This window comes from Pseudomonas sp., from assembly GCF_030690725.1.
GTDB lineage: Bacteria > Pseudomonadota > Gammaproteobacteria > Pseudomonadales > Pseudomonadaceae > Aquipseudomonas.
In genome coordinates this window covers 43,703-59,728 of record NZ_JAUYGD010000036.1, presented here as the reverse complement: position 1 = coordinate 59,728, position 16,026 = coordinate 43,703, and the positions used below count along the sequence as shown (strand labels likewise).

The 16,026-nt window shown below is 62.4% G+C and carries 16 protein-coding genes; all 16 read right to left on the bottom strand.

Translation table 11 applies throughout. From position 1 onward, the window contains the following. Nucleotides 1-11: 11 nt before the first annotated feature. Nucleotides 12-1,373 carry an NADH-quinone oxidoreductase subunit NuoF gene (gene nuoF, locus Q8O69_RS08995; RefSeq protein ID WP_305591397.1) on the bottom strand — a complete coding sequence of 454 codons (1,362 nt, stop codon included), beginning with the start codon at nt 1,371-1,373 and terminating at the stop codon, nt 12-14. Continuing rightward, entirely contained in the window at nt 1,370-1,867 is a 498-nt protein-coding gene (nuoE, locus tag Q8O69_RS08990; RefSeq protein ID WP_305591395.1) for an NADH-quinone oxidoreductase subunit NuoE, read from the bottom strand. The genes nuoF and nuoE overlap by 4 nt, the downstream gene beginning before the upstream one ends. A 1-nt stretch (nt 1,868) precedes the next feature. Further along, on the bottom strand, nt 1,869-3,650 hold the full coding sequence (nuoC, locus tag Q8O69_RS08985; RefSeq protein WP_305591393.1) for an NADH-quinone oxidoreductase subunit C/D: 1,782 nt from the start codon (nt 3,648-3,650) through the stop codon (nt 1,869-1,871). 236 nt (nt 3,651-3,886) lie between these two features. Then, on the bottom strand, nt 3,887-4,561 hold the full coding sequence (locus Q8O69_RS08980) for an NADH-quinone oxidoreductase subunit B (RefSeq protein WP_238041395.1): 675 nt from the start codon (nt 4,559-4,561) through the stop codon (nt 3,887-3,889). A gap of 9 nt (nt 4,562-4,570) precedes the next feature. Further along, a complete protein-coding gene (locus Q8O69_RS08975; protein WP_305591390.1) occupies nt 4,571-4,987 on the bottom strand; it encodes an NADH-quinone oxidoreductase subunit A in 417 nt (138 codons plus the stop codon). 191 nt (nt 4,988-5,178) lie between these two features. After that, a complete protein-coding gene (locus Q8O69_RS08970; protein WP_305591388.1) occupies nt 5,179-5,517 on the bottom strand; it encodes a DUF190 domain-containing protein in 339 nt (112 codons plus the stop codon). A 541-nt stretch (nt 5,518-6,058) separates the two neighbouring features. Next, nucleotides 6,059-7,654 carry an isocitrate lyase gene (locus tag Q8O69_RS08965; protein WP_305591386.1) on the bottom strand — a complete coding sequence of 532 codons (1,596 nt, stop codon included), beginning with the start codon at nt 7,652-7,654 and terminating at the stop codon, nt 6,059-6,061. 673 nt (nt 7,655-8,327) lie between these two features. After that, nucleotides 8,328-9,137, bottom strand: a complete 810-nt coding sequence (locus Q8O69_RS08960) for a secretin N-terminal domain-containing protein (RefSeq protein WP_305591384.1) — start codon at nt 9,135-9,137, stop codon at nt 8,328-8,330. Beyond that, nucleotides 9,134-9,772, bottom strand: a complete 639-nt coding sequence (locus Q8O69_RS08955; RefSeq protein ID WP_305591382.1) for a histone acetyltransferase HPA2 — start codon at nt 9,770-9,772, stop codon at nt 9,134-9,136. Before Q8O69_RS08955 ends, Q8O69_RS08960 begins: the two co-directional genes overlap by 4 nt. 26 nt (nt 9,773-9,798) lie before the next feature. Further along, complete coding sequence (locus tag Q8O69_RS08950; protein ID WP_305591380.1) at nt 9,799-10,224, bottom strand: GNAT family N-acetyltransferase; 426 nt, start codon at nt 10,222-10,224, stop codon at nt 9,799-9,801. Further along, complete coding sequence (locus Q8O69_RS08945) at nt 10,217-11,383, bottom strand: cupin domain-containing protein (protein ID WP_305591378.1); 1,167 nt, start codon at nt 11,381-11,383, stop codon at nt 10,217-10,219. The genes Q8O69_RS08950 and Q8O69_RS08945 overlap by 8 nt, the downstream gene beginning before the upstream one ends. A 77-nt stretch (nt 11,384-11,460) precedes the next feature. Beyond that, the gene (gene purB / locus Q8O69_RS08940) at nt 11,461-12,831 is read right to left on the bottom strand and encodes an adenylosuccinate lyase (protein ID WP_305591376.1); all 1,371 of its coding nucleotides are present in this window, start codon (nt 12,829-12,831) and stop codon (nt 11,461-11,463) included. A gap of 88 nt (nt 12,832-12,919) precedes the next feature. Then, nucleotides 12,920-13,777, bottom strand: coding sequence for a DMT family transporter (locus tag Q8O69_RS08935; RefSeq protein ID WP_305591374.1), 858 nt, complete (start codon nt 13,775-13,777; stop codon nt 12,920-12,922). A 2-nt stretch (nt 13,778-13,779) separates the two neighbouring features. Next, a complete protein-coding gene (gene hflD / locus Q8O69_RS08930) occupies nt 13,780-14,400 on the bottom strand; it encodes a high frequency lysogenization protein HflD (protein WP_305591372.1) in 621 nt (206 codons plus the stop codon). Continuing rightward, on the bottom strand, nt 14,397-15,515 hold the full coding sequence (gene mnmA / locus Q8O69_RS08925; RefSeq protein ID WP_305591370.1) for a tRNA 2-thiouridine(34) synthase MnmA: 1,119 nt from the start codon (nt 15,513-15,515) through the stop codon (nt 14,397-14,399). Before mnmA ends, hflD begins: the two co-directional genes overlap by 4 nt. 60 nt (nt 15,516-15,575) lie before the next feature. Further along, nucleotides 15,576-16,016 (bottom strand): NUDIX hydrolase, encoded by a 441-nt coding sequence (locus Q8O69_RS08920; RefSeq protein WP_305591368.1) that lies wholly within the window; start codon nt 16,014-16,016, stop codon nt 15,576-15,578. Nucleotides 16,017-16,026: the final 10 nt, after the last annotated feature.

Here is a 16,026-nt window from a genome sequence, read left to right as displayed (position 1 = left end):
AAGGTCATCATTCATGCCCCACTGGCCTGACTCACCAGGGGCGTCTGCGTTGGCGGGGCGGCGGATTTTCCCGTGATCCCCGCTTCGAATTCGTTGCGGAAATACTTGAGCGCGCTGGCCAGCGGTTCGACGGCGCCGGGGGCATGGGCACAGAAGGTCTTGCCCGGGCCGAGGAAGCTGCACAGTTGCTCGAGGATGTCGATATCGCCGGGTTGGCCCTGGCCACGTTGCAGCGCGTCGAGCAGCTTGACGCTCCAGGGCAGGCCATCGCGGCAGGGGGTGCAGAAACCGCAGGACTCGCGGGCGAAGAACATCTCCATATTGCGTAGCAGGCCGACCATGTCGACGCCGTCGTCCACTGCCATGGCCAGGCCGGTGCCCAGGCGCGTGCCGACTTTGGCGATGCCGGTGCTGCACAGGGGGGCGTCGAGGTGCTCGGGCAGCAGGAAACCGGTGCCGGCGCCGCCCGGCTGCCAGGCTTTCAGCCGATAGCCGTCGCGCATGCCGCCGGCGTAGTCCTCGAACAGCTCGCGGGCCGGGATGCCGAACGGTAACTCCCACAGCCCGGGGTGCTTGACCTTGCCGGAGAAACCCAGCAGTTTGCTGCCCATGTCTTCGCTGCCGGGGCGGGCCAGGGCCTTGTACCAGTCGACGCCGTTGCCGATGATCGCCGGCACGTTGCACAGGGTCTCGACGTTGTTGACGCAGGTCGGCTTGCCCCATACGCCGACGACGGCGGGGAAGGGCGGCTTGGCCCGCGGGTTGGCCCGGCGCCCCTCCAGCGAGTTGATCAGTGCGGTTTCTTCGCCGCAGATGTAGCGACCGGCGCCGCTGTGCACCAGCAGCTCGAGGTCGAAGCCGCTGCCGAGGATATTGTGGCCGAGCAGGCCGGCCGCCTCGGCCTCGGCGATGGCTCGCTTGAGGTGCCGCGCGCAGTCGATGTATTCGCCGCGCAGGAAGATATAGCCGCGATAGGCCTTGAGCGCGTAGGCGCTGATCAGCATGCCCTCGATCAGCAGGTGCGGCAGCTGCTCCATCAGCAGGCGGTCCTTGTAGGTGTTGGGCTCCATCTCGTCGGCGTTGCACAGCAGGTAGCGTTTGTTCTGGGTTTCGTCCTGGGGCATCAGCCCCCACTTCACCCCGGTGGGGAAGCCGGCGCCGCCACGGCCCTTGAGGCCGCTGTCCTTGACCTGCTGGGTGATCTGCTCCGGGCTGAACTGGGCGAGGGCCTTGCGCGCGGCGGCATAACCGTCCTGGCGAACGTATTCGTCGAACCAGACCGGTTCGCCGTCGTCGCGCAGGCGCCAGGTCAGCGGCTGGCTTTCGGCGCTGCGCGGGCTGTGGTTGGCGGTACTCAAGGAGACGCAACTCATGGGTAGCGCTCCAGCAGTTCGGCGAGGCTGGCGGCATCCAGGTGGCTGTAGGTGTCGTCGTCGATCATCAGGGTCGGCGCCTTGTCGCAGTTGCCCAGGCAGCACACCGGCAGCAGGGTGAAGCGGCCGTCGCTGCTGGTTTCGCCCAGGCCGATGCCAAGCCGTTGCTGCAGCGCGACCTGGATCGCCTCATGGCCCTGGAGATAGCAGACCATGCTGTCGCACAGCAGGATGATGTGGCGGCCCACCGGCTGGCGGAAAATCAGACTGTAGAAGGTGGCCACGCCTTCCACGTCGCTGGCCGGGATGCCGAGCAGCTCGCCTATGGCCGGGATAGCGCCGTCCGGCACCCAGCCGCGGGCCTTCTGCACGATCTTCAACGCCTCGATGGAGGCCGCGCGCGGGTCCTCGTAATGCGCGAGTTCGTGCTCGATGGCCAGGCGTTCGCTGGCGCTCAGGGCAAAACGGTCGGTTTGGATCAGCGAGTCGGTCATATCAGCGGTCCACGTCGGCCATGACGAAATCGATACTGCCCAGGTAGGCGATCAGGTCGGCGACCATGCTGCCTTTGATCACCACGGGGATCTGCTGCAGGTGCGGGAAGCTCGGGGTGCGGATGCGCGTGCGGTAACTCATGGTGCCGCCGTCGCTGGTCAGGTAGTAGCTGTTGATGCCCTTGGTCGCCTCGATCATCTGCAGGGATTCATTGGCCGGCATTACCGGGCCCCAGGACACCTGGAGAAAGTGGGTGATCAGGGTTTCGATGTGCTGCAGGGTGCGCTCCTTCGGCGGCGGCGTGGTCAGCGGGTGATCGGCCTTGTACGCCCCGGCCGGCATGTTGCGCAGGCACTGCTCGATGATCCGCAGGCTCTGGCGCATCTCCTCGACGCGGATGGTGCAGCGGTCGTAGGCATCGCCATTGACCGTCAGGGGGATTTCGAATTCGAAGTGATGGTAGCCGGAGTAGGGCCGCGCCTTGCGCAGATCGAAGTCCAGCCCGGTGGCGCGCAGGCCCGAACCGGTGACGCCCCATTCCAGCGCCTGAGCGCTGTTGTAGGCGGCCACGCCGATGGTGCGACCGCGCAAGATACTGTTCTGCAGGGCGGCTTTTTCGTACTCGTCGAGGCGTTTGGGCAGCCAGGTGACGAACTCCTGCACCAGCGTGTCCCAGCCGCGCGGTAGGTCATGGGCGACGCCGCCGATGCGGTACCAGGCCGGGTGCATGCGAAAGCCGGTGATGGCCTCGATCACCCGGTAGGCGCGCTGGCGATCGGTGAAGGTGAAGAACACCGGGGTCATGGCGCCGACGTCCTGGATATAGGTGCCGAGGAACAGCAGGTGGCTGCTGATGCGGAAGAACTCGGCGAGCATCACGCGGATGAAGTCGACCCGGTCCGGCACCTTGATCCCAGCGAGCTTCTCCACCGCCAGCACATAGGGCAGGTTGTTCATCACCCCGCCGAGGTAGTCGATTCGGTCGGTGTAGGGAATGAAGCTGTGCCAGCTCTGGCGCTCGGCCATCTTCTCGGCGCCGCGGTGGTGGTAGCCGATCTCCGGCACGCAATCGACGATTTCCTCGCCGTCCAGTTGCAGGATGATGCGAAAGGCGCCGTGGGCGGAGGGGTGGTTGGGGCCGAGGTTGAGGAACATGAAGTCCTCGTACTCGCTGTGGCGTTGCATGCCCCAGTCTTCCGGCTTGAAGCGCAGGGCTTCCTGCTCCAGGTCCTGCTTGGCGGCGGACAGGCTGTAGGGGTCGAACTCGGTGGCGCGCGCCGGATAGTCCTTGCGCAGGGGATGCCCCTCCCAGGTTGGCGGCATCATGATCCGGGTCAGGTGCGGGTGGCCGTCGAAGCGGATGCCGAACAGGTCCCAGACTTCCCGCTCGTACCAGTTGGCGTTGGCCCAGATGCGCGTGGCGCTAGGCAGGCTGAGGTCGCTTTCCTGCAGGGCGACCTTGAGCATGATGTCGCTGTTGCGCTCGATCGACAGCAGGTGATAGAACACGCTGAAGTCCGCAGTCGGCAGCCCGCGGCGCTGGGTGCGCAGGCGCTCGTCCATGGCGCTGAGGTCGTAGAGCATGACGTAGGGCTTGGGCAACTGACGCAGGTAGTTCAGCACCTCCAGCAGCAGGTCGCGCTCGACCCAGAGCACCGGCATACCGGTGCGGGTGTCTTGCACGGTCAGGTTGCCGGCGCCGAAACGCGCCTGCAACTCGACGACCACGTCAGGCGTGGCAAGCGGTTGCGAGGCTGTGTGCTGGGCGCTTGATGCAGTCATGGTTCGCTCGCTGTCCGTTAGCAGGCTGTTGAAAAACTACCTACGTTGGCAATACCGCGTTAAAAACGGCCTCAAAATGCTCATTTACAGCATGTAAACTCCGCTTTTGACTCGCTTCGCTCGCCCTGCGGGCCAGCCTTCGGCTGTTACTCCGCTGCGCTACGTTGCGGCCGTTTTTGCCTTGTCTTGCCTGCCTCGCCTACGTTTTTCAACGGCCTGCTAGCGTAAAACTCGATTCAGACCTCGTCAGGGCTGCGCAGGTGGGTCACTTGAATGCGTTCGGCGCGTCGTTGCTCGCGTTGCGAGGGCATGTCGGCGCGGTAGATGCCCTGGTCGCCGACCACCCAGGATAGCGGCCGGCGCTCCTGGCCAATGGACTCCTGCAACAGCATCAGACCTTGCAGAAACGCCTCGGGCCGTGGCGGGCAGCCGGGCACATAGACATCCACCGGGAGAAACTTGTCGACCCCCTGGACCACCGAATAGATGTCGTACATGCCGCCGGAGTTGGCGCAGGAGCCCATGGATATCACCCATTTTGGCTCGAGCATCTGCTCGTAGAGGCGCTGGATGATCGGCGCCATCTTGATGAAGCAGGTGCCGGCAATGACCATGAAGTCCGCCTGGCGCGGCGAGGCGCGGATCACTTCGGCGCCGAAGCGGGCGATGTCATGCGGGGCGGTGAAGGCCGTGGTCATCTCCACGTAGCAGCAGGACAGGCCGAAGTTGTAGGGCCACAGCGAGTTCTTGCGGCCCCAGTTGACCGAGTCGTTGAGCACCTCGTGCAACTTGCCCATATAGATGTTGCGGTGCACCTGACCGGCGAGCGGGTCAGCGACGGTCTCCCGCTCGCCAATCGGGTACTGGGCATTGGCCGCGTCGGGATCGATTCGTGTGAGTGTGTACTGCATCCCCGTACCTCAAGGTTTGTGCTGGTTGGCGAGGCGTTTACGCCGCGCTTGCGGAGCCCAGTCGAGCGCACCGATGCGCACCAGGTAAAACAGCCCGATCAGCAGGATCACGATGAACACCAAGGCCTCGATAAATCCGGGCCAGCCGCTTTCGCGCAGCGAAATGGCCCAGGCAAAGAGAAACAGGGCTTCTACATCGAAGATCACGAACAGCATCGCAACCAGATAGAACTTGGCGGAAAAGCGCAGGCGCGCGCCGCCGGTAGAAACGATGCCGGACTCGAATGGCTGGTTCTTGCTATGCCCCCAGGCCTTGCTGCCGAGCAGACTGGAAACCCCAAGCATGAAGGCGCACAACCCGGCTACGCCCAATAGAAAAACCGCAAACCCCCAGTTATGGGCCAGGCTCGCTACCACATCAGACATGCCGTACTCCTCGACAAGGATGGGTGTTGCTGACGCATCACTCCCTGTGACTCAGTCACAGCGGTTTACTCAATACTAGGCGGGGTTTGGCGAGTCAGTGGCTTTTTGCTGAAAAAAACTCGATCCATGACCTTGGTCGGTTTCCAAGCTGGTGCCCGGGGCCGCGCGCCGGCTTTGCCCGATTGGCGGTTTCAGCGGGCTGTATCGGCCCCGGCCTGCTTGCCGAGGGTGCCGAATTCGACAGCTGTCTTCACGTAGAACAGGGCGAGATCTTCCTGCTGCACGCGCTCGAATAGCTGGCTGCATTCCTCTTCACTGAGCACCAGGGAGACTTCCATCGGCTGATCGGCAAGTTCGAAGAAATGGTAGGAATGAAGCTTGCCCGTATGGCCGAAGCCCTCGATCCCGGACACCAGGGTGGCGCCGCGCAGATGCATCTCCTTGGCCAGGGCGACCAGCCAGTCCGCGAGCATCTTGCCCTTATGGCGGCGATTCTGTTGGGTAAAGAAGGTCACCTGATAACCGTGCATGATGGCTCTCCCGCAGCGTGCGATGACACTTTCAGCATAGCGCCAGCCGGCCGGCATAGCGCATGGCGGGCAATGCCGTTCGGGAGCGGCCCTGTGCACGAATTTTCGTAGGAGTTCTCTCGCCGTCTTCGACAGAGCGCTGTCGCACAGCAAGCTGAAGGCAATTGCGCCTATCGGCTTGTAGGGACCCCTGTAGGAGCGGATTTATCCGCGAAAACTCTCGAATGAACAAAAGCTTCGCGAATAAATTCGCTCCTACATGACGCGTGATAATCCATAAAATCAATGAGAAGCGGGTTGTTTGATAAGTTGGGCCACTTGCTGGCGATCCGCTATTGGGTAGCCCGGATAAGCCGCGGGACGCGGTGCAATCCGGGGGCGCTCCCGGATTGCGCTGGCGCTTATTCGGGCTACGAGAGCACAGCGGCCAGGTAATAGCTGAATCGGCACCAATGAAAAAGCCCCGGCTTGTTAAGGCCGGGGCTTTCTTGTCGCGGGTTCGGTCGGGACGCGAGGTCCTGACCGGGTGAAGCAGTGGCGCTTAGCCGAACTGGTTCATGGTGTTGTCTTTGCCGCTTGCTTTCAGAGCCGCTTCGCCAGCGAAGTACTCTTTATGGTTGTCGCCGATGTCGGAGCCAGCCATGTTCTGGTGCTTGACGCAGGCGATGCCCTGACGCAGTTCCTGACGCTGAACACCTTTGACGTAGGCCAGCATGCCTTCTTCTGCAAAGTAACCCTTGGCCAGGTTGTCGGTGGACAGCGCGGCGGTGTGGTAGGTCGGCAGGGTGATCAGGTGATGGAAGATACCGGCTTGAGCCGAACCGTCACGCTGGAAGGTGCGGATCATTTCGTCGGCACGCAGAGCCAGCTCGGTTTCGTCGTAGTCGACGCTCATCAGCTTGGCGCGGTCGTAGGCGGAAACGTCTTTGCCTTCGCCGGCCATGATGTCGAACATCTGCTGGCGGAAGTTCAGGGTCCAGTTGAAGGACGGGCTGTTGTTGTAAACCAGCTTGGCGTTCGGGATCACTTTGCGGATCTCGTTAACCATTTCGGCGATCTGACCGACGTGCGGCTTCTCGGTTTCGATCCACAACAGGTCGGCACCGTTCTGCAGCGAGGTGATGCTGTCCAGTACGCAGCGCGCTTCGCCGGTGCCCTTGCGGAACTGGAACAGGTTGCTTGGCAGGCGCTTGGGACGCAGCAGCTTGCCTTCGCGGTTGAGTACCACGTCGCCGTTCTTCAGGTCGGCAGTGGAGACTTCGTCGCAGTCGAGGAAGGCGTTGTACTGGTCGCCCAGGTCGCCTGGCTCGTTGGTCACGGCGATCTGCTTGGTCAGGCCGGCACCCAGGGAGTCGGTACGGGCAACGATCACGCCGTTGTCGATTCCCAGCTCGAGGAAGGCGTAACGAACGGCAGCGATCTTGGCGAGAAAATCGGCGTGCGGAACGGTAACCTTACCGTCCTGGTGGCCGCACTGCTTCTCGTCGGAAACCTGGTTCTCGATCTGGATGCAGCAGGCGCCCGCTTCGATCATGCGCTTGGCCAGCAGGTAGGTGGCTTCCGGGTTACCGAAGCCGGCGTCGATGTCGGCGATGATCGGTACGATGTGGGTTTCGTAGGTGTCGATCTGGTTCTGGATGTCAGCAGCCTTGGCGCTGTCGCCGGCGGCGCGGGCAGCGTCCAGGGCGGTGAACAGCAGGTCCAGTTCGCGCGAGTCGGCCTGGCGCAGGAAGGTGTACAGCTCTTCGATCAGGTCGGAGACTGCGGTCTTCTCGTGCATCGACTGGTCCGGCAGCGGGCCGAACTCGGAACGCAGGGCCGCGACCATCCAGCCGGACAGGTAGAGGTAGCGCTTGTCGGTGGTCTTCAGGTGCTTCTTGATGGAGATCATCTTCTGCTGACCGATGAACCCATGCCAGCAGCCCAGGGACTGGGTGTAGACGGAAGAGTCGGCGTCGTACTCGGCCATGTCCTTGCGCATGATGTCGGCGGTGTATTGGGCGATTTCCAGACCGGTCTTGAAGCGGTTCTGGGTGCGCATGCGGGCCACGGACTCCGGGTTGATAGCGCTCCAGCTGTTGCCGTTGGTCTCTTTGAGAGCGGCTACTGCCTTGATATCGTTTTGATAAGCGGACATGGTCAATCCTTCAATGTATGTGTTTGGTTGAGCACCGACTTTCCCACTCAAAACCTGTGAGGGTCATGGTTGCGGGGGCTCACAACAGTACGAGAGAGAGTGACCAGGGCGCAGTTGCAGCCGCGAGGAGGGGGGACGAAACGAACAGTGCGCTGGCTACAGCTGCTGCAAATGATCGGGTCATTTGGCGTTTACCGGATCAAAGATGCCGTTGGACGACTCAGTAGGCTGTAACTGTCTGCTGGCTGCTACGTTGAAGCGCTTCCCCGTCCCTCAGGACAACTTCGTTCCAGTCGCAATCTCGTCGAACTGCCTTGTGGGCTTTACAACACGAATCGGCTCTGGCGGTAAGCTGGAACACGACCCGGAGACCCTTTCCAGGGCCCCTGATTAGCGGGAGCGAGGCCATGATGCCTCTGCTAATAGTGTTCGTCAAACGTTTTGTAGTGCTTTTTTATGACTACTACATAAGTATTAGGATGACCGGCGGGTCAGTGATTGCGGAAGTCTCAGCCTCCGTTGCGAGGCTGTCGCTGTGGGTTCGCGATCAGCCACGCAAGGCAAAAAGACCAGGTCATTTGGTGCGCTAAACATGCCGCATGTCTCGCCTGGCGCAACCCCTGTGAGGTCGATGCAGGGAGCATTTTTACGGCTTTTCGCAGCTGCGCAGGCTTTACTCGACGACCTCGACCTTGACCCGCAAGCTCATGTCCTCACGTCCCTGGGTCGAGCGCTGGCGCAGGACGTCGCCTTGCTCGGCCTGGCTCTGCTGGTTGACGCCGCCGATGCTGATCCATTCGCCAAGCCGGCCGCTGACCCGGGTATCAGTGCTCTGGATGTCGATTACCCCGGGCTGCGATGGGCTCAGGCGGTCGCGATTGCTGCTGATATCGATATGTACGATTTCGCCCGTGAGGCTGGCGGTCACGTAGAAACCACGGGTGACGTCGCGGTATTCGCTGCTGTTGTACACCTGGCCGTAGGCGTCGCGCTGGGTCGAGCGCAGGGGCACGCTCTGGCCGACCTGGATCAGCGCCGGGTAGCCCTCGGTGGCCTGCACGTGTTGGGTGCCGCCGCCACGGCTATCGGTAGTGCGGCTGATGATGCGTACCTGATCGCGACCGTTGCTTTCGCCCCGACCAATCTGCACCTGGGCATCGCCGGCGCTTATAGTGCCGTCGGCGCGATAGCCGCGGTCGCTCTGGTAGCTGGATTCCGAACTATCGACGCTGATCAGCAAGCGCCGTGGGCGGGTGTCCAGTTGCTCGAGCAATTGGCGAATTTCCGCGATCTTGGCCGGCGCGGCGTTGACGATCAGCTGGTTGCCGTAGCTGTTGGCACGGCCGTCGTTGCCCAGCAGCGACTGCACCAGCGGCAGCACATCGTCGGCGCTGCGGTAATTCAGCGCGATGACCTCGGTGGCCGCACTGAGGGGCAGGGCAATGCCAAGCAGCAGGGCCGCGAGCAGGGTGCGCACACTCATAGCAGGAAACTCCTTAGATCGGGGGAGGTGATGCTGGTCTGCCAGGCCTGATCGAATTGAGCCTGGCGCAAGCGTACCCGGGCGGGATCCTGGTACAGCGCATAACCGGCGAATTGCTCGGGTTCGGGGCGCAGCAGCAAGCCGCGGTCATCGGCCAGTAAAAAAGCCACTTCCTCACCGGGGTAGTCCGGGTGCAGCTGGCGAATATGCAGGTTGCTCGAGAGTCGGCGCGACAAGCCAAGCAAGCGGTGGCCCTGTTTAACCGCGCGGCTGATGTCTTTGACCAGGATGCGCAGGCGGTTGTTCGTGCTGGCCAGGAGGAAACGGGTGCAGGCCTGCTGGATGCTGCTGTGGTGATACAGCCAGGGGTCGAGGTCGGCGCTATAGATGCACAAGCTGCGCTGGGCTTGCTGGAGCATGGCCAGTGCGTGGGCACGGGCCAGCTCCGGCTGCTCGAAGCGCTCCAGCACCAGGTGCTCGCCGAGGATGAACGGCGCCGGTTCTGCCTGTGGGGTTTCGCTCGGGATCGGTTCTGGATTGCGCACGGCAAAACGCCCCGGCGACTGAAACTCGATGGCGGGAAGCTCTGCTGGCTCGTGGCTCTCGGTTGCGTCTGACGGGGCGTTCTGGTTCATCCTGACCTCGCGGCTATTGCTCGCGGTTATTGGCTGTGGCGCACCATATCCACATGGGGAATACCTGCGTCGAGGTATTCGCCGCTGACGATGGCAAAGCCAAGCCTTTCATAGAAAGGCGTGGCCTGCACCTGGGCGCTGAGCATTTGTTGCTGCAGGCCAAGCTTTTCCGCTTCCGCGATCACCGCGCGCAGCAACGCATCGCCGACGTTCAGGCCACGCCAGTCCTTGAGCACCGAAACCCGGCCGATATGCCCGTCTGGCAGCAGGCGCGCGGTACCGATCGGGTAATCGCCCTCGCAGGCGAGAAAGTGCAGGGCCTCGGCATCCTCGGCATCCCACTCCAGTTCCGGCGGCACCGCTTGCTCGGCAATGAACACCGTTTCGCGAATGCGCCGCAGCTCGGCATTGTCCTTTTGCCAGTCGGCCAGGCGTACGTGAATGCTATTCATCGGCAAACTCCAGGCTACCCTGTTTGGTCAGCTCCAGAAGCAGATTACGCCCCTCGTCATCGGCCAGCCATGGTGCAAGGTTGTCGATATGCAGCGCGTCGGCCGAGCAGATCAGCTTGAGCAGGTCGCGCTGGCTGGCAGACAACAGGCGGCTCTGGCCACTGGCGAACAGCGCCAGGTCTTCGCCCACTTCGGACCAGGCCAGGCGGGCGCTGGGGTTGCGGATCAGCACGGCACCGTCTTGCAGGCTGCCGAGGAAGGCCGGCTCGTCGATCTCGATGCCGGCGATCAGTTCGGGGTAGCGCGGTTCGGTCATGAACTGGCCGAACCAGGTCATCAGCAGGCGCTCATCGCTCATGTGTTCATTGAGCAGGGCTTTCAGGCGATCCAGGGCGTCACGCTGGATCTGGTGCGGATCGCTGGTCGGCTGCGCATCGGCGTCGCCGTAGCGGTCTTCATCCGGCAGGAACTGGCCGAGAAAGTCGGTGAAATGGGTCAGTACTTCGGCGGCGCTAGGCGCGCGGAAGCCTACGGAATAGGTCATACAATCATCCTCAGCGGTACCACAGTGGGCCAGGAGCGGCGGCAGGTAGAGCATGTCGCCGGGTTCCAGTACCCATTCTTCAGTTTTAGCGAATTCGGCAAGGATCTTCAGATCCGCGTGTGGCAGCAGCGGGCTGTCGGAGTTGCACATCTGGCCGACCTGCCAGCGGCGCTTGCCGTAGCCCTGCAGCAGGAACACATCGTAGTTGTCGAAGTGCGGGCCGACGCCGCCGCCAGGTGCGGCAAAGCTGATCATCACGTCGTCGATGCGCCACTTGGGCAAAAACTTGAACTCCTCGAGCAGTTCGGCCACTTCCGGGACGAACTGGTCGACGGCTTGCACCAGCAGGGTCCAGTCGCGTTCCGGCAGTTGGGCGAAGGCGTCTTCGGCGAACGGGCCGCGGCGCAACTCCCAGGGCCGCTCACCGTGTTCGATGACCAGGCGCGACTCGATTTCCTCTTCCAGGGCCAGACCGGCCAGTTCGTCCGGCGAGATCGAGCTCTCGAAGCCGGGCATGGCCTGACGCACCAGCAGGGGTTTCTTCTGCCAGTAGTCGCGCAGGAACTCACGGGCCGTCAGGCCGCCCAACAGCTGCAGCGGAGTATCAGGATTCATTGCTAAGCCCTTGAAATAAATAAAAGCCCAAAAATAAAAACGCCCGGCACTGCCGGGCGTGCAAAGGACTCGAGCGGTTAAATGCGCTTGGCCTGGGCGACTGCATTGCCGATGTAGTTGGCTGGGGTCAGCAACTTCAGTTCGGCTTTGGCCGCGGCCGGCATATCGAGGCCGTCGATGAAGGTCTGCAGCGCGTCTGCGCTGATGCCCTTGCCGCGCGTCAGCTCTTTGAGCTTCTCATAGGGGTTTTCAATGGCGTAGCGGCGCATGACGGTCTGGATCGGCTCGGCCAGCACTTCCCAACAGGCGTCCAGATCATCAGCAATACGTTGAGCATTCAGCTCCAACTTGCTGATTCCCTTGAGGCTTGCTTCATAAGCGATAACGCTATGGGCGAAGCCGACACCCAGGTTGCGCAGCACGGTGGAGTCGGTCAGGTCACGCTGCCAGCGCGAGATCGGCAGCTTGCTGGCCAGGTGCTGGAACAGCGCGTTGGCGATGCCCAGATTGCCTTCGGAGTTCTCGAAGTCGATCGGGTTGACCTTGTGCGGCATGGTCGAGGAGCCGATTTCGCCGGCGATGGTGCGCTGCTTGAAGTAGCCCAGGGAGATATAGCCCCAGATATCGCGATCGAAGTCGATCAGGATGGTGTTGAAGCGGGCGATGGCGTCGAACAGCTCGGCGATGTAGTCGTGCGGTTCGATCTGGGTGGTGTAGGGGTTGAACTGCAGGCCCAGGTCGTCTTCGATAAAGGCGCGGGCGTTGGCTTCCCAGTCGACCTGCGGGTAGGCCGACAGGTGCGCGTTGTAGTTGCCCACCGCGCCGTTGATCTTGCCCAGCAGCGGTACGGCCGCGACCTGGGTGATCTGCCGCTCGAGGCGATAGACCACGTTGGCCAGTTCCTTGCCCAGGGTGGTCGGCGAGGCTGGCTGGCCGTGGGTGCGCGAGAGCATCGGCACGTCGGCGAATTTCACCGCCAGTTCACGGATGGCTTCGGCAGTCTGGCGCATCAGCGGCAACAGTACGGTGTCGCGGCCTTCACGCAGCATCAGGGCGTGGGACAGGTTGTTGATGTCCTCGCTGGTGCAGGCGAAGTGGATAAACTCACTGACCTTCTCCAGCTCCGGCAGCTTGGCGGCCTGTTCCTTGAGCAGGTACTCCACGGCCTTGACGTCGTGGTTGGTGGTGCGCTCGATCTGTTTGACGCGCTCGGCGTGCTCGATGGCGAAGTTGTCCGCCAACTGGTTGAGTACCGCCTGGGCTTCGGCCGAGAAGGCGGGGACTTCGCCGATGCCTTCGTGGGCGGCCAGGCGTTGCAACCAACGCACTTCAACCAGGACGCGAAAGCGGATCAGGCCGTATTCGCTGAAAATGGGGCGCAGGGCGCTGGTTCTGCCGGCATAGCGGCCATCAACGGGGGAAACCGCGGTGAGCGAGGAAAGCTGCATAAGAGTGCGTTCTCGGACAATCGGCTGACGAAAAGGGCGCATATCATACATTAAATCGCTGCGCTGGCCGCGTTTGCTCGCTAGCCGTTCAGCGGCTGCGTCGGGCAATCGACAGCAGGCTGGAGGCAAAAATCAGGCCGGCACCGATCAGCGAGGTCGTATCCGGGATTTCGCCCCAGCGCAACCAGGCGATCACGCCGGCAAAGACGATGGCCAGGTAGGCAAAGGGCCCGATCAGGCCGGGCGGCGCCATGCCGTAGGCCTTGGACATGATGATTTGGCTGACGGTGGCGAGCAGGCCGATTGCCAGCAGCAGGCTCAGTTCGTGATTGCTCAAGGGCTGCCAAGTCCAGGTCAGCGGGATTGCGGAGGCCAGCGCGCTGAACAACGAAAAATAGAACACGATGCGATAAGCTGGCTCGGTATCGCTCATCTCGCGGATGGAGACAAAGGCAAATGCCGCCAGAACACTGGCCGCCATGCCGATCAGGGTATTGCCACTGAGCAAGGCGCTCGAGGGTTTAGCCACCAGCAGCACGCCGAGCAAGCCGATGCCGGTTGTCAGCAGGATGCGTTTGCTCAGCGGCTCCTTCAGCCACCACCAGGCGATCAGTGGCGTGAACAGCGGGGCCGAGTAGGTGAACAGCATGGCGTCGGCCAGGGGCAGGTGGGCCAGCGCGTAGAAGAAACAGTACATCGCCGCCAGGCCATAACCGGTGCGCCAGAGATGCCCTTTGAGGCGCGTGGTTTTGAGCGGCGCCACGCCCCTGAGCAGGATCAGCGGCAGAAAGAACAGCACGCCGACCAGGTTGCGAAAGAACACCACCGACTCGTTATTGACGCTGGCGGAGACTTCGCGCACGCCGACACCCATCAGCGAGAACAGCAGCGCCGAAAGCGCCAGCAGCGCGGCACCCTGCATGGGTTTGACCATGCGGGTATTCATGGTTAACCGCGCAACAGCGGGTAAAGTTCCTTGAGCAGCTTGCTGCGGCTGAACACCAGTTGCCAGCGGTGGCCGCCGAGCTGACGCCACAGCCGTGCCGAGCGGATGCCGGCGAGCAACAGGGCGCGAATCTTCGAAGCGTTGCTCGGTTGCTGCAGGTGGCGCATGTCGCCCTGCACCTGGATACGCTGACGGAAGGTGCTGATGGTGTCCTCGTAGAGACTGCCGCAGGCGGCAATGACGTTGTCATGCACCAGGCCGAAATGACCGACCTGGTTCTGGATCTGATCCAGGCGGCTGCCCATGACCTGCAGCATGTCGTCGCGCTTGGCCAGTTGCCTTTCCAGTCCGAGCAGGGCCAGGGCGTAGCGCAGCGGTTCGCGCTGCAGGCTGGCCGGGTCGCGCTCCAGGGCACTGATCAGGGCGCGATAGCCCTCGCGCAGGTTGAGGTCGTCACCGCCATACACGTCCAGGGTGCTCTTGGGATCGCGCTCCAGCAGGCTGCCGAGCATGCAGGCCAGTCCTGGCTCGCCAACCTGTCCGGTCTTGGCCAGTTTATCGACCAGCACTGCTGCTTCGAAAACCGCGCCCAGGGCAACCAGTTGTTCCTGCGTTGGACTCATTGATGCTTATCCTTGCTGCTCCAGGGTTCTGCTATTTCGATCACGCCGCCGCCGAGGCAGACTTCGCCGTCATAGAACACCACTGACTGGCCGGGGGTGACCGCGCGTTGCGGCATGGCAAAACTGGCGCGATAACCGCTGGCGGTTTTTTCCAGGGTGCAGGCTTGATCGCCTTGGCGATAGCGCACCTTGGCCGTCAGCTGGCGCGGCTGGTTTAGCTCGATCGGGTTGACCCAATAGATCTCCGAGGCGAGCAGGGCGCTGGCAAACAGCCAGGGGTGATCGTTGCCCTGACCGACCACCAGCACATTGCGTTGCAGGTCTTTCTGCAGCACGTACCAGGGCTCCTCGCTGGCGTCTTTCAAGCCGCCGATGCCCAGGCCCTGGCGCTGGCCGATGGTGTGGTACATCAAGCCATGGTGGCGACCGATGACCTCGCCTTCAGTGGTTTCGATATCGCCGGGTTGGGCCGGCAGATACTGCTTGAGAAAGTCGCTGAAGCGCCGCTCGCCGATAAAGCAGATGCCGGTCGAGTCTTTCTTCTTCGCCGTGGCCAGCTCATGTTTTTCGGCGATGGCGCGCACCGCCGGCTTTTCCAGTTCGCCCACCGGAAACAGGGTCTTGGCGATCTGCTCGCCACCCACGGCATGCAGGAAGTAGCTTTGATCCTTGTTCGGATCCAGGCCTTTGAGCAGTTCGGTGCGGCCGTCGCGATCGCGCCGGCGCACATAGTGGCCGGTGGCGATCAGGTCGGCGCCGAGCGCCAGGGCGTAGTCGAGGAAGGCCTTGAACTTGATTTCGCGGTTGCACAGGATGTCCGGGTTGGGCGTGCGCCCGGCCTTGTATTCGGCGAGGAAATGCTCGAACACGTTGTCCCAATACTCCGCGGCGAAATTGGCGGTGTGCAGTGTGATGCCGAGCTTGTCGCACACGGCCTGGGCATCGGCCAGGTCATCCATGGCGGTGCAGTATTCGGTGCCGTCGTCCTCGTCCCAGTTCTTCATAAACAGGCCTTCGACCTGATAGCCCTGTTCAAGCAGCAGCAGAGCGGAAACGGAGGAGTCGACGCCGCCGGACATGCCGACGATTACGCGCTGAGTAGTTGGATCTGGCATGGGAATACTGGGCACGGGTCTAAAAAGAGGGCGATTCTAGCAGGCTGAGGCGCGGGGCCGTTAATCGCGAATCAGGCTGAGTGAAAAGCACTGGCCGCTCAGGTAATCATCGATACAGCGCAGCACTAGCTCACTGCGCCAGCGTTCGGGTTGCGCTGCCAGCTCGTCTCGGGTCAGCCAGCGTGGGCCGATGATGCCGTCATCCAGCGGGTGATTGGGCCTCTGTTGCAGCGGCTTGGCGGCAAAACACACGCGTTGGTAGGTGATGCCGTTACTTGGTGCGGTATACAGGTAAATGCCGGTAACGCCAGTCAGCTCGACATCCCAGCCAGTTTCTTCGAGGGTTTCGCGCAGCGCGGCCTGTATCAGGCTTTCGTTTGCTTCTAGGTGCCCAGCCGGCTGGTTGAACACGGCGCGGCCTTCGGCCATTTCTTCGACTAACAGAAAACGGCCCTGGTCTTCGATGACCGTGGCCACGGTGATGTGCGGCTGCCACTGCATGAACGTGCTA

Excerpts from the sequence above, each read along its gene's own strand:
- nuoF (WP_305591397.1), bottom strand. The coding sequence starts at position 1,373 with ATGAGTTGCGTCTCCTTGAGTACCGCCAACCACAGCCCGCGCAGCGCC.
- nuoE (WP_305591395.1), bottom strand. The coding sequence starts at position 1,867 with ATGACCGACTCGCTGATCCAAACCGACCGTTTTGCCCTGAGCGCCAGC.
- nuoC (WP_305591393.1), bottom strand. The coding sequence starts at position 3,650 with ATGACTGCATCAAGCGCCCAGCACACAGCCTCGCAACCGCTTGCCACG.
- Q8O69_RS08980 (WP_238041395.1), bottom strand. The coding sequence starts at position 4,561 with ATGCAGTACACACTCACACGAATCGATCCCGACGCGGCCAATGCCCAG.
- Q8O69_RS08975 (WP_305591390.1), bottom strand. The coding sequence starts at position 4,987 with ATGTCTGATGTGGTAGCGAGCCTGGCCCATAACTGGGGGTTTGCGGTT.
- Q8O69_RS08970 (WP_305591388.1), bottom strand. The coding sequence starts at position 5,517 with ATGCACGGTTATCAGGTGACCTTCTTTACCCAACAGAATCGCCGCCAT.
- Q8O69_RS08965 (WP_305591386.1), bottom strand. The coding sequence starts at position 7,654 with ATGTCCGCTTATCAAAACGATATCAAGGCAGTAGCCGCTCTCAAAGAG.
- Q8O69_RS08960 (WP_305591384.1), bottom strand. The coding sequence starts at position 9,137 with ATGAGTGTGCGCACCCTGCTCGCGGCCCTGCTGCTTGGCATTGCCCTG.
- Q8O69_RS08955 (WP_305591382.1), bottom strand. The coding sequence starts at position 9,772 with ATGAACCAGAACGCCCCGTCAGACGCAACCGAGAGCCACGAGCCAGCA.
- Q8O69_RS08950 (WP_305591380.1), bottom strand. The coding sequence starts at position 10,224 with ATGAATAGCATTCACGTACGCCTGGCCGACTGGCAAAAGGACAATGCC.
- Q8O69_RS08945 (WP_305591378.1), bottom strand. The coding sequence starts at position 11,383 with ATGAATCCTGATACTCCGCTGCAGCTGTTGGGCGGCCTGACGGCCCGT.
- purB (WP_305591376.1), bottom strand. The coding sequence starts at position 12,831 with ATGCAGCTTTCCTCGCTCACCGCGGTTTCCCCCGTTGATGGCCGCTAT.
- Q8O69_RS08935 (WP_305591374.1), bottom strand. The coding sequence starts at position 13,777 with ATGAATACCCGCATGGTCAAACCCATGCAGGGTGCCGCGCTGCTGGCG.
- hflD (WP_305591372.1), bottom strand. The coding sequence starts at position 14,400 with ATGAGTCCAACGCAGGAACAACTGGTTGCCCTGGGCGCGGTTTTCGAA.
- mnmA (WP_305591370.1), bottom strand. The coding sequence starts at position 15,515 with ATGCCAGATCCAACTACTCAGCGCGTAATCGTCGGCATGTCCGGCGGC.
- Q8O69_RS08920 (WP_305591368.1), bottom strand. The coding sequence starts at position 16,016 with ATGCAGTGGCAGCCGCACATCACCGTGGCCACGGTCATCGAAGACCAG.